The 11,218-nt window shown below is 53.0% G+C and carries 8 protein-coding genes; 2 read left to right on the top strand and 6 right to left on the bottom strand.

The annotated features are described in order from the left end of the window. Positions 1 to 294: 294 nt before the first annotated feature. The 3 genes from ACY1JZ_RS25860 to ACY1JZ_RS25850 all read right to left on the bottom strand — a co-directional run bounded on the left by ACY1JZ_RS25860 (position 295) and on the right by ACY1JZ_RS25850 (position 5,252). A complete protein-coding gene (locus tag ACY1JZ_RS25860) occupies positions 295 to 1,917 on the bottom strand; it encodes a response regulator transcription factor (RefSeq protein ID WP_462631645.1) in 1,623 nt (540 codons plus the stop codon). A 136-nt stretch (positions 1,918 to 2,053) separates the two neighbouring features. Then, positions 2,054 to 3,352 (bottom strand): ABC transporter substrate-binding protein, encoded by a 1,299-nt coding sequence (locus tag ACY1JZ_RS25855; protein WP_462631643.1) that lies wholly within the window; start codon positions 3,350 to 3,352, stop codon positions 2,054 to 2,056. A 148-nt stretch (positions 3,353 to 3,500) separates the two neighbouring features. Further along, positions 3,501 to 5,252: a cache domain-containing sensor histidine kinase gene (locus tag ACY1JZ_RS25850; RefSeq protein ID WP_462631641.1), complete on the bottom strand. Its 1,752-nt coding sequence runs from the start codon at positions 5,250 to 5,252 to the stop codon at positions 3,501 to 3,503. A gap of 178 nt (positions 5,253 to 5,430) precedes the next feature. Between ACY1JZ_RS25850 and ACY1JZ_RS25845 the strand changes: the two genes are divergently transcribed. Continuing rightward, on the top strand, positions 5,431 to 6,696 hold the full coding sequence (locus ACY1JZ_RS25845) for a TraB/GumN family protein (protein WP_462631640.1): 1,266 nt from the start codon (positions 5,431 to 5,433) through the stop codon (positions 6,694 to 6,696). Between the two features lie 316 nt (positions 6,697 to 7,012). Here ACY1JZ_RS25845 and ACY1JZ_RS25840 read toward each other — a convergent pair whose 3' ends face one another. Then, complete coding sequence (locus ACY1JZ_RS25840; protein ID WP_462631638.1) at positions 7,013 to 7,855, bottom strand: carbohydrate ABC transporter permease; 843 nt, start codon at positions 7,853 to 7,855, stop codon at positions 7,013 to 7,015. Continuing rightward, a complete protein-coding gene (locus ACY1JZ_RS25835; RefSeq protein ID WP_270169039.1) occupies positions 7,852 to 8,811 on the bottom strand; it encodes a carbohydrate ABC transporter permease in 960 nt (319 codons plus the stop codon). The genes ACY1JZ_RS25840 and ACY1JZ_RS25835 overlap by 4 nt, the downstream gene beginning before the upstream one ends. 177 nt (positions 8,812 to 8,988) lie before the next feature. Here ACY1JZ_RS25835 and ACY1JZ_RS25830 point away from each other — a divergent pair, with 177 nt between their 5' ends. Further along, positions 8,989 to 9,153 (top strand): hypothetical protein, encoded by a 165-nt coding sequence (locus ACY1JZ_RS25830; protein WP_270169037.1) that lies wholly within the window; start codon positions 8,989 to 8,991, stop codon positions 9,151 to 9,153. Here the strand turns inward: ACY1JZ_RS25830 and ACY1JZ_RS25825 are convergent. Further along, a complete protein-coding gene (locus tag ACY1JZ_RS25825) occupies positions 9,150 to 11,216 on the bottom strand; it encodes an alpha-glucuronidase family glycosyl hydrolase (protein ID WP_462631636.1) in 2,067 nt (688 codons plus the stop codon). The two genes, ACY1JZ_RS25830 and ACY1JZ_RS25825, sit on opposite strands and share 4 nt — an antisense overlap. Positions 11,217 to 11,218 lie beyond the last annotated feature (2 nt).

The following is an 11,218-nucleotide window of genomic DNA, read 5'->3' as shown; positions in this document are numbered from 1 at the left end:
TACTCTGTTGTATCTTGGCAAGCTTTTTTTTAAAACTTTTTTCAGCTTGCTTTCTTGCTTCCTGACGAATGGGCATATGTCCAAACTCCAGATTTATAATATACGACAAATACTTCGCTTTGTCTACATCTTTTTTATAAGAATATGAAAGAACGAATGTTTGTTAACCATTAACCAGTCTGAAATATAGAGCAGCGTTGGCCGCCTTGCAGTCCTACGATTTACTTTCGATATGCGCAGTATAAGGCCGCTTGCATTCCATGCCTTGACGGCCCTATCCTCCACCATAAGGGGTCATTTGACTAATTCGGTCGGGTTCATTCCAGTGTACTTCTTGAACAGCGTGCTGAAATACGGTACATTTCGGTAGCCAACCTGTTCCGCGACTTCATAGACGAGCATATTTTTCTCCATGATTAATTCCTTCGCCCTTTCAATCCGCACACGTGTCAGATAGGTGTTGAAGGTTTCCCCCGTCATGTTCTTGAAGATGATCGCCAGATAATTACGGGATATATATACCTTGTCTGCCAGCTCACTTAATGTGATGTCCTCTGTGTAGTGCTCATGAATATATTGAATCATAAAATCAACGGCTTGCCGGTGCTTGCTGTTGCCACGCCACTGGCGACTACTGCAGATGACTGTTATTTTGTCCTTCAGCCACTCCCTCAGTTGATCGATGCGGCTGATCCCCGCAAGTTCTTTGGCAATCTGATGATTCGGAAAGATATCATCCAGCACCATCCCCACCTCATGCAAGCAATAAGCAAAAATTCCCCATAGCTCCCCAGCAAGCATCTGCAAATACTCTGGAGAGATTCCATCCTGTCCTTCTAGCTGCTCCATATACCCGCTAACAATCTGGTGAGCCATCGCTTCCTGGCTGGTCTTAATCGCCCCTGCAAGCTCTGCATAGAGCTTCACAGGGCGTAGCGGAGGTCCGCCTGATCCCTGGTTCTCATCTGTAAGGGCGGCATATCGGTACAAATAATAGCCGTTCTCTCCCCCGATTTCTCGACTCTCGATAGCGTGGAAGGCTTCCTCCGTGGAATCCGGTATCTGCTGCCATGCCTGCTTCAAGCCGCCGATTCCCACACGGATGACCAGCTTTAGGTAGCTTTGCATGCAATCGATCAGTTCGGTGCCAAGCCGATCCATACGCTGCGCAAGCATAGCCGGATCACTCCCCCGCTCTGGATGCAGCAACAGCACGGAACGTGTCCCGTGCATCTCCGCATATTCATATTTCAGCCCTGTGCCCTGCGCTACCTCGCACACGATGTTGCGCAATGCGAATCGGAACAGATTCCAATCCGGGAGACTTAATTCACTGGCTCTAACATCACGTACCAGTTCGATACCGATGACCAGATGTTCCTGCTCGGTCCAGTATTGGTAGGGCTCCGGCAGATCTCCGCTTTGATAGGAACGATCCAATGTGCCGGTTACAGCCGAACTGACCCATTCCTTCTCCACAAAAGGCTCATATCGCTTCAGCTTATCTGCCAGCTCGTTATGACGATTACGCGCCTCCTCCTCCTCAGCCAGCTCTTGCAGCGCCTTGCCAAGCACCGAGTTGAGCGTCGGGAGACTGATTGGCTTGGACATATAATCACTTACATGAAGGCGAAGCGCCTGGCGGGCATATTCGAAGTCGGAGTATCCACTTAAGATAATAATTTTCCCCCCATACTCCTCCTCTCGCAACTGCTCGATCATGTCCAGTCCATTCATAACAGGCATATAGATGTCAGTTATGACAACGTCCGGCTCCACTCGGCGAATCAGCTCCAGTCCGTCAGCACCATTCAGAGCGTCGCCCGCCCATTCCGCATTTAGCTCCTCCCACGGAATCGCACGCTTCATGCCTTGCAGCACCTGTCTGTCATCGTCAATAATTGCGATCTTCCACATATGACTTTCCACCTCTCTGCCGAGTATACCCTCCGTTGCCGTTGCTGGCTGACAGATGGCTAATGATGAAATAGAACAGAACAGCCCATGCACGGGGCATTGCTCCCGCGTGCATGGCTGTTCTCTCTTTTAAACCTTATTCGTACTCCGCAGCGGCCTGCTTCAGCTTCTCATAGGCTTCTTCTGGAGTCGTCTTGCCGAAGCTCAGTTCATCCCGAACCAGCGGCCAATCTTTGTCGATAAAGTTGGTCCAGCCCTTGGCGCCAGCGCTGAAGGTCTGTCCATCCTTCTCGGTCGCACGCAGCAGCTCCAGCCCAGCCTTATCCGTATCACTCAGTTGTGCTTCAAGCGTAGTCGCGATCTCGCTATTTACCGGCATGCCGCGAGCAGTCTTCAGCACGCCTGCTGCATCAGGACTATTAATGAACCAGTCCACGAACTTCTTCGCTTCCTCAGCATGCTTGGAGGTAGCCGAGATGCCGAAGAACATCGATGGCTTCAGCCAACCGCCCGCCTCAACCGCACGAGGCATCGTCACCAGCGCATATGCGCCTTCCTTCAGACTGTTCCATGCGCCCAGGTTGTTGGAGAAGGATAGACGGATAACAATCTTCCCTGATACGAGCAGGTCCATCGTTGGATCAAACTCTTTATCGGAAGCGTTCAGGTCAGCCGGAGGCACGATTCCCTCCTTGCGCAGCTCCTCGAATTGCTTCGTCCAGGCCAGGAAGGTATCCTGGTCTACATTAAATACACCTTCATCTGTAACGACTTTCCCTTTGCCTTGTGCATACTGGTATGCACTGTACGCGAAGTAGTCGCCCGCATAATCCTTCGTGAAGTATTGCCCCTCAGGCAACTTGCCCTTCATCTCCTTCGCCATCGCGAAGAAATCATCCCAGCTCCAGCCGTTGGAAGGAGCCGGTACTCCCACCTTCTCGAGAGCAGCCTTGTCATAGATCATACCATATGCAACCGAGCCGAGCGGAATGGCATACTGCGTCCCATTATATTGTCCGCCAGAGAGCACCTTCTGATCCACATTGGACAAGTTGATTCCCGAAGAGAGGTCCGCTAATTGATTGCGTGCCGACCAGTCCGAGATCCAGCCCGGATCGAGTTGGATCACATCCGGCGCATTATTGGCAGCCGCTTGGGTCGACAGCTTATCCAGATAACCATCCATGCCGGAATATTCCGGGTCGAAAGTTACATGCGGATTCGCTTTCGTATACATATCGAGCACAGCCAACGTTGCTTCATGACGCTCCTGCGACCCCCACCACATGATGCGGAGCTTGACATCCCCATTGCTGGCTGCTTCCCCTCCAGTTGATGGAGCCTGTTGTTCCTTATTGCCATTACCACATGCTGCCAACGAGATAACAACCGCAGCAGCGATGAATAGTGTTAGGTAACGCTTCCATTTCGGCATAGTGTTCCTTCCCCCTGTATCTGCTTAGTTTGTGCACATGTCTATGTTATCAATTACATGAGGGGCTTTATATAAGAGAAATGCACAATTTATTATAAAATAATCCGAATCTTCCCGCCGCAGCCAGCCCGATCTGCGCTAGCCGCTGCTATCCTCCTTTCCCGTCACGGACGGCCTCGGGACGCTCTGCAACAAGCGGCAGTACGATCGTAACGCACGTTCCGCCCTCTGCACGCGCGCTAAGCTCTGCACCGTAGGGATCGCCAAAGTACGCGGCGATCCGCTCGCGTACATTACGGATACCGTAGCCGCCTGTCTTGCGTCTGGGCTCCTCCTCCACCTTCCGCAGCAGACCGCTGCCATCATCCTCGATCGTAATGATCAGACGCTCCCCTTCCTGCTCGATCCGAATGCCGATCCAACCGCTGCTGCGTGCGTTAAAGCCGTGCACGACTGAATTTTCCACAAAGGGCTGCAGCAGCATCTTCGGGATATACAGCTTGCGCAGCGCGGGAGATGCGGTCAGTGTATATTCCAGCCCACTCCCCCAGCGCAACTGCTGAATCTCCAGGTAGCATGAAATATGCGTCATCTCATCCTCAATTGTGATGAACGGCTCTCCATTCGACAAGCCGATGCGGAACATCCGTCCCATCAGCTCCAATATGCGACTCATCTCATGCTGCCCGGACGCAATGGCCATCCAATTCAACTGATCCAGTGTATTATAGAGGAAATGCGGATTAATATTGGCCTGCAACGCTTCAATCTCAGCCTTGCGCTGCTGCTCGTGTCGCTCGCGCAGCGACAGATAGAGCGCCTCGATCCGCTCATTCTGCTTGCGGTATCCTGCGAACAGATAGCCGAACTCATTCTCGTAATCGAAGGGCAGCTCCGTCTTCTTCCCTGTCACCGAGTAGGAGCCCATCGCCTCCACTAATTGCTTGATCGGCCTTGTAAACTGGCGGCTTAGCAGATGGGTCAGAATGAGCGCCAGCAGCACGGCAGCAATACCGATCAAGCCGATAACCTCGGCTAGTCGAATGCTGCCTGCGGTGATCTGCTGCCATGGCGTGACCTCCACCAGCATCCAGTTCGAGTCCGACAGCTTGGAGTAGACGAGCAGCGTATCCTTGCGCCCATGAGCACTGTCGATTTGCGCTGTACCGGACTGTCCAACGTTGCCGCTGACCCATTCGGACAGCTCCGACTCGGAGGGCACTTCCCCAATTGTGAGCAATTGCCTTCCTGCAGCATCGATCATCATCCGGTTCGCCGTTCCATTCTGCCCTGCCAGCATCGCTCCTATATTAGCAGCCTTCACATGAATGACGAGTGTGCCGATATAGCTGTCATCGTACACCAATTGCCGTATGAAGCTGATAACCGGAACATCGCCCTGAAAGCTTCGCACCGTATGCTCGCGAGACCAGGCGAAATCATTGTTCTGCAGCGCATCATACCAGACCTGCTCCGTCACCTCGCTAACATCCTTAAACTGTATATAACTGCGTGTATCGGTGCGCCACGGTTCCTTCATATAGAGATCAATCCCCTGGATCAGCGGAATGGAGTAGGTAAGATTCGCCAATGCCTGCTCTACGCTCTTGGATTGCCGGTAGCGGTCATACTTATCCTGCTTGCCAGCTAGCAGCGTGAGCAGCTCGTTATCCCGCGAGGTGGACAGGGAGATCTGCTCAATCGTAATCAGTCGGGCTGAAATCTCACTATTCAACTCGTCCAGTAGTTGTTGCTGGTAATAGGAGGTCGTCTTGGCTAGCTCCGCCGAGGAGATTCGATAGCTGGCCCAGACGGTACAGCCCAGCACGAGGATGATAAACAAGCTGAAGCTTCTGAAAAAAAAGTGGTCGACCTTATATTTTTTAAATGGATTGATCATCTACTCTTCCCCCATCCAACGTGCACTTCATAATTGCATATAAATTTGTTAATATTTGAAACCACTTTCCTTGCCGATACGTACTACTATAATAGTATGCCCTGACGCAGCCGCATAGACAAGCAGGCAGGAATAGCTTCAGGTGCCTTCATATATTACAAATTGTAAGGAGCTAACCATGCACAAGAAAAAAATCATCGCACTATTTGTATCGTTGTTCATGCTAATGTCGATCTTCTCTACTGCACAGGCGGCAGAGAAATCCATCTCCGTTATGCTGGACGGCAAGCAACTGGAGCTTGGCCAGGCTGAGCCCATTGTAGAGAAGGGCACAACGCTTGCACCGATGCAACCGCTGCTGGAGCAGCTTGGCGCAACCTACAGTTGGGATGAGAAGACGAAGACCGCCAGCGCTTCCAAGTCCGAGCTGACGATGGAGTTTCAGTTAGGCAGTCAGGAGGCTAAGGTTAATGGCGAGACGCTGCAATTAGCTCTTGCACCGAAGCAAGTGAAGGGTGTCACGTATGTCCCGGTTCGCTTCGTCGGCGAGGCGCTGGGCTACACCGTCAGTTGGAGCCAGGCCGACCGGGCTGTATTGCTCACATCAGAGATGGCTACGCAAGCAGAAGCAGGCCGCGGCTTTCTCTGGAAGGTAGAGAACAAGGGGAATACCGTCTACCTGCTCGGTTCAATCCACGTTGCGAAGAAGGACATGTATCCGCTGCGCGACGAGATTGAGAATGCGCTGATTGCAGCGGACAAGCTGAGTGTCGAGATTGATCTGACCCGGATCGATCAGAATGCGCTGGCTGCTACAACTCTAGCGCTGGCTCAGTACAATGATGGGACAACACTGAAGGATCATATCTCTGCTGATACCTATGCGAAGGTCCAGAAGTTCCTGAAGGATAATGGCGCGCCAACCAACGCGCTGGATGGCTTCAAGCCATGGGCAGTAACTCAAACCATCTCCTCCAGCCAGATTGCCGCTGCCGGCTATCAGCCAGAGATTGGCATTGATATGTATCTGATGAACAAGGCGAATGAAATGAAGAAGCCGATCATCTCCTTGGAATCTGTTGATTCCCAGTTGAATATGTTCAACAACTTCTCTGACCCGCTGCAAGAGAAGATCCTGCTGCAAACACTGGAGGCCGGTGAAGGAGAAGATTCCTCGCAAGGCATCGATATGTTGACCAAGATGTGGGCTGAAGGGGATGAAGAGGTGCTGCTTCAGTTGACCCAGGCTCTAGGATGGGATAAGGAATACTACAAGGGCATGCTCACAGACCGCAACATCGCAATGACGGAGCAGATCATTGACTATCTGAACAGCGATAAGAAGGAAACCCACCTGGTTGTCGTCGGCTCGCTCCATATGGTGGACAAGGATGGTCTCGTTACACTGCTGGAGAAGGCCGGGTTCGAGGTAGAGAAGCAATAATTGCAAGCTTCTTTTTGTTTAGAGGAGTCACCTCTATGCTATCTATCGATAGTATAGAGGGCGGCTCCTTTTTTTGTGCATCCGAAGAAGGCTCGCCTATAGTCAAGTCATACCTTTGCAGCCGAAGCGAACAGACTGTCGCTATCTACTCTCTAGCCACTGCCGAATTCGATATACGGAAGCCCCGACTCGCTATGTGAGCGAAAGCCGGGGCTTGAGAGACATTCTATTCATCGCAAGATCCAGGCTGCCAGAGTACCGCAGCCCCTCCCTGCAATCAGCAGACATCATCAGGAAGCTGCAATCAGCGTGATATCTAGCCCTTGATGCCTGTGGTCGCGATGCCTTCCACAAAGTATTTCTGCAGGAACATGAACACCAGTGTCGCCGGCATGATGGAGACAAGCGACATGGCCAGTAGTTGTCCCCATTGCTGACCTGCCTGTGAATCGTTAATCATCCGCAGGGCCAGACCGACCGTGTACTTCTCGACGGAGTTGATATAGAGCAGATGGCCGAGGAAGTCATCCCAGTTCCAGAGGAAGCAGAAGATCATGACGGTTACAATCGCCGGCTTTGTCAGCGGCATGACGATACGCCAGTAGATGCCGAACCACGAGCAGCCGTCAATTTTAGCCGACTCATCCAGCTCCTTCGGAATTCCCCGCACGAACTGGATGAGCAGGAAGACGAAGAAGGTGCCGCCTGCCCCGCCTGCCAGCAAGTGAGGGACGATGAATGGCCAGTACGTATTGACCCAGCCTAGCTGGTGAAACATCGCATACTGTGGAATGATGAGCACCTGTCCTGGCAGCATCAGCGTCAGCATCAGCAGTGCGAACCAGAACCGCTTGAGCGGAAAATCCAGCCGCCCGAAGCCGAAGGCCACCAACGTACAGGAGAGCAGCGTAGCAATGAGCACCGCAATTTCAAGCTGGAATGTATTGAGATAGAAATCCGTGAAGGTCCGTCCCGGAATCGCCTTCCAGCCATCCGTGAAATTGCTCCATTGCGGGATGGATGGGAAAATGTTCGGTGAGCTCAGCTCGCTGTTCGTCTTGAGCGACGCGCCTACCCACCAGATGATCGGGTACACCATGATCAAGCTGAAAACAATCATAAACAGATGGCGAACTGCCTGCTTCCATTTAACCGTCATTTGCCTTTCCTCCCCCCGCCATCATTTTCGTAGAATACCCAGTACTTGGAGCTGACCGCGATCAGCGCCGCAACCACCACGATCATAATCAGCATAATCCAGGCCAGAGCCGAAGCGTAGCCAAGCTGATAACGGCTAAAGGCCCGTTCATACAGATACAAGGCATACACATAGGTCGAGTTCATCGGCCCGCCCTTCGTAATCACATACGCCGAGGTAAACATCTGGAACGCATTAATGACACCCATGATCAGGTTGAAGTAGATTGTCGGCGACAGCATTGGCAGCGTAACCTTGAAAAATTGCACGAACCGGTTCGCCCCATCCACCGAGGACGCTTCATACAGATCATTTGGAATCTGCTTCAAGCCCGCAAGGAAAATAACCATTGAGGAGCCGAATTGCCATACGGTCAGCATAATCAACGTCCATAAAGCCGTGTCTGGACTGGTGACCCAGCCTTGACCCTGAATACCGATGGCCGCCAGGATTTTGTTGAAGAAGCCATCTACACCGAACATATTGCTCCACAGCAGCGATACAGCGATGCTTCCCCCGATCAGGGAAGGAAAGTAGATCGCCGTGCGATAAGCCGAGATACCGCGCACTGCCCTGTTCAGAATAATCGCCACCAACAGCGCGGCGACCAGCTTGAGCGGTACGGAAGCAAGCACATACAGGAAGGTAACCTTCACAGATTGCACAAATTTCCCGTCATTATTGAAGATTTTCTCGTAATTCTCTAGCCCGACCCAGCTTACCTGCTCCATTAAGGTATAATCCGTAAATGAATAATACAGGGATAACAGCATCGGATACGCGGTCAGCCCGATGAAGCCGAGCAGCCACGGGGATATAAACAGATAGCCCGCTATGGGCGCATCCCACCGCTTCAGGAAGGAGCTTCTGTGCTTCGAACGGCCGGTTCCAGCCGCAGCAGATGCAGAACGGTTCATGAATGATCACCTCTTTAACAGTATCACAGCAACAGTATGCTCTAAGTATATAGGCCGCTCCGCGCCCGCTAAAGGAGAGAAATGCTCTAATTCTTTCAAAATAATACGAAAATATCATCGTTGATGAAAACGTATGCGGATAGAGTGCCGAAGTGCCGGTGAAGGAGCCAGCGCCGTGTGGAACGCAGCAAGCGAGATAAGCAGGCACATAAAAAGGCTGGATGGAAAACCTTGCGTTTTCTCGTCCAGCCAATTTATTTAAGGGAAATTCCAGACAGCTCCCTCGTATTTATGCCTGTGCCTGAGCCTGTAGCTAGCAGCCCATCGCAGGCGCAAGCTTAGTAGATTGTTCGTCCCTGCCCATCAGCAATGCCGCTCTTGCGCAGGAAGTACGTATTGATGATGTCGCGCCATTCCTTGGCATGCTCCGCCTGCTCCGACAGCCGCTCTGCAACTTGTGCATAGATTTGGTCATCCAGCACACTCTCCAGCTCGCCCCAGCGCTCCACCAACTGCGCCGCGCGCTCTGCACCGTCGAAATGCGTGTTGTAGATATGCTGAATGACAGTGACGCCGGAATGAAGCTTGTGCGTATACGGCACATGATGGAAGAAGAGCAGCAGCTCATCCGGGCAATTCTCCAGCGACTCATAGGCTACCGCGTTCGCGCCTTGATACTGCCCTGCATAGCCGGTGCCGCTCGCTACCGTGCGATCGACTCCGATGCCGTGGCAGTCGGCAAAATGGTAAGTCCCCCATTTATCATACTCATAGCCGTCCACATTCGGGCCATAGTGATGGTTCGGGTTAACCATCCAGCCGACGCCGAGCGGTGCGGTGTACGATTCGTAAATATCGAGCGAATCTAGCAGAATGCCGCACACGGTGCGAATCACCTGCTCACTGCGCGACAGGGCCAGCATCACCCATTCGCGAGCGAGCTGCTCCGATGTAGCCTCAGGATTCCAAGCCAGACGACCAAAGCCGTATAGATTGGCCTGCGCCAGCAGATGTCCTGTCCAGTTGGAATCTGCTCCGATATTGGATACGGCGGCAAAGCCGTTATGACGCCGCTGGAACACGCTGCCGTCTACGATGCGCTTGACTGGCGAAGCTTCGCCCTTCGCATACGTGTTGAAGTCGAGCACTTCCTTCCACTGCGGCACCAGATAGCAGACATGGCGCTGCTGCCCGGTGTACTCCTGTGTAACCTGGAACTCGATGACCTGGTTCGTATGCTCCATTGCGCCGAATAGCGGCGATACCGGCTCACGCACCTGGAAGTCCATCGGACCATTCTTGATCTGCAGGATGACATTATCCATGAAACGGCCGTCAAGCGGCTTGAAATGGTCATATGCAGCGCGCGCCCGGTCGGTCGAGCGATCTCGCCAGTCCTGCTTGCAGTTATACACAAAGCAACGCCAGATGACGAGGCCGCCGTAAGGGAGCAGCGCTTCAGCCAGCATGTTCGCGCCGTCCGCATGATCGCGGTCATAGGAGAACGGCCCCGGGCGATTCTCTGAATCCGCCTTGACGAGGAAGCCTCCAAAGTCTGGAATAGCAGCATACACCTCCGCCGCCTTCGCCTTCCACCACTCGCGGACAGCCGGGGCGAGCGGATCGGCTGTCGACAAGCCGCCAATCTCCAGCGGGCTGGCATAGTTGATGCTCAGGAACAGCTTGATGCCGTAAACTCTGAACACATCCGCCAGCGCAGCGATCTGCGGCAGATAGCGATCCGTCAGGAACATCGTCTCGTACTTATGGACATTGACATTATTGATCGCAATCGCATTCAGCCCAACCGAGGACAGCAGACGCGCATAGTCGCGAATCCGATCCAGATCGGTTGTAATCTCATCCTGGTCATAGAATATCGATCTTCCGGCATAGCCGCGCTCGATGCTCCCATCGATATTGTCCCACTGATTGATCATACGCAGACCATTGGCTGGGCGCTCAGTCACATCCAGCGCGTCCAGCGGCTCGCCCGAGCCGATCATACGCAGCAGATGAAAGGCGCCGTATAACACGCCTGCTGCGGAATGGGCACCAATTACGATGCGTCCGCTCTCCGTGCGGATGGCATAGCCGTCCTCCCCGATATCCGGCAGCTCCGACTTCCAGACTGCGGCGATCTGCTCGTTGCCGCCGAACGTACCAAGCACGATGCCGCCTTCGCCTGGCTCTGATGTGACAGCAGGCTTCGCGCCGAGCAGGGAGCCAATGCCCCGCTCCAGTTCGGCGGCTGCCGCCCGAATCGTCTCGTGAGTTTCATTCGTACTGATCCGGCTGCACCACGCAGCATAGCGCTGCCGCTGATCCGCATCTGTAATTTCTTGATAAGCCAGCCAGGCGTGGTAGCCTGAGCCGTATGGATACGATATCGATTGCGTTGTCATCT

Source organism: Paenibacillus sp. J5, assembly GCF_054955055.1.
This window is presented reverse-complemented; position numbering and strand designations above follow the sequence as displayed.